Source organism: Catenibacterium sp., assembly GCF_052354645.1.
In the GTDB taxonomy this organism is placed as follows: domain Bacteria; phylum Bacillota_I; class Bacilli_A; order Erysipelotrichales; family Coprobacillaceae; genus Catenibacterium; species Catenibacterium mitsuoka_A.
In genome coordinates this window covers 1-1,846 of the sequence record NZ_DAWDDM010000344.1, presented here as the reverse complement: position 1 = coordinate 1,846, position 1,846 = coordinate 1, and the positions used below count along the sequence as shown (strand labels likewise).

2 protein-coding genes are annotated in these 1,846 nt (G+C 32.9%); both read left to right on the top strand.

Going from position 1 to position 1,846, the window contains the following annotated elements:
- Window positions 1-31: 31 nt before the first annotated feature.
- A complete protein-coding gene (locus ACT8VG_RS10805; RefSeq protein WP_444195876.1) occupies window positions 32-1,177 on the top strand; it encodes an anaerobic ribonucleoside-triphosphate reductase activating protein in 1,146 nt (381 codons plus the stop codon).
- Window positions 1,178-1,181: 4 nt separating this feature from the next.
- Window positions 1,182-1,846 (top strand): anaerobic ribonucleoside-triphosphate reductase (nrdD, locus tag ACT8VG_RS10800; protein WP_444195875.1); only part of this gene is annotated, 665 nt, incomplete at its 3' end.

Sequence of the window (1,846 nt, the reverse complement as noted above, 5' to 3'; positions counted from 1 at the left end):
AGTTGGATAGTCAACTAAAGAGGTGAGAGAGATGGATAAGAAAGAGAACTTCATGAGTGATAATGCATTACTATATCGTGCAGCTATTAAGTATTATGATAATAGATTAAAGAAATATGATATAGGTTATGGACAGGTTGTGAATCTAATGATGATTCATGAACATCCTGGTATTACTATGAAGGAATTGTCTTCTAGTGGTTCTGTAGATAAAGGTACAATCACAAAGAGTGTATCTAAGTTACATGATGCGGGTTATATTCGTATAGAAGAGAATAATCTAGATAAACGTTCTAAGATACTTAAAACAACACCTAAAGCGAAAGATGTGATTACAGAAATGTATCTTGCGAGAAAAGACTGGTGGTCTCATTTAACATCTGATTTGACTTTAGAAGAAGTAGACCAATTAGAAAAGACAATGCATCTTTTAGTTAAGAAAGCAATAGAAGAACCAACATACCAGAACCATTTCCGTATCTTTGGTTTTCAAAAGCTCACTCTTTTAGATTATCCAGGAAAGATGGCATGTACTCTATTTACTGGAGGATGTAATTTTAAATGTCCTTTCTGTCATAATTCTGATTTAGTCTTCTTGCCAGAAAATATGGTAGAGATTGAACAGGAAGATGTTCTTGAATTCTTAGAAAAGAGAAAGAACATATTAGAGGGTGTATGTATTACAGGTGGAGAACCTTTATTACAAGCTGGTATTGTAGATTTCTTAAGAGTGATCAAGGATATGAGATACTCTATTAAGTTAGATACAAATGGATCTTTTCCTAATAAGTTAAAAGAGTTAGTAGAAGAAGGTCTTGTTGATTATGTAGCTGTAGATATCAAGAATGCGCCTAAGAAATACAATAAGACAATTGGTTTAGAAGGTTATCGTCTTGATTCTATTAAGACAACAGTCCAGTATTTATTAGAAAATCATGTGGATTATGAATTCAGAACTACAATTATTAAAGAATTTCATACAGAAAATGATATGAGACTAGTTGGAGAATGGATCAAAGGTGCTAAGCGTTATTATCTTCAAAACTTTGAAGATAATGAGAATGTGATTCAAAAAGGTTTACATGCATGCTCATTAGAAACACTCCAGAGTTATAAAAAGATTTTAGAAGAATATGTTGATGAATGTGAAATCAGAGGGATAGAAGAAAGGATATGATAATATGTACCAGGTCATTAAAAGAGATGGTAAGATTACAGAATTTGATTTAAAGAAAATAACCCGTGCGATTGAAAAAGCATTTATTTCATTAAAGAAAGAATATCATCCAAGTGTGATTGATATGCTTGCATTAAAGGTCACAAGTGATTTTGAAAAGAAGATCAAGGATCATAAGATTGCAGTAGAAGATATCCAGGATAGTGTAGAGGATATCTTATCACAGGCAGGTTATAGTGATGTGGCGAAGTCTTATATTCTTTATCGTAAACAGAGAGAGAAAGTAAGAAATATGAAGTCTACGATTCTTGATTATAAGGATCTAGTGAATAGTTATGTGAATGCGACTGACTGGAGAGTAAAAGAGAATTCTACTGTCACTTATTCTGTTGGTGGGTTGATTCTAAGTAACAGTGGTGCAATTACTGCAAATTATTGGTTATCTGAAATATATGATCAGGAGATTGCGGATGCACATAGAGATGGGGATTTCCATATTCATGATTTAAGTATGTTGACAGGTTATTGTGCAGGATGGTCTTTAAAACAATTGATTCAGGAAGGTTTAGGAGGTATTCCAGGTAAGATTACATCTAAACCAGCTAAACATCTTGCATCATTATGTAACCAGATGGTGAACTTCTTAGGTATTTTGCAGAATGAATGGGC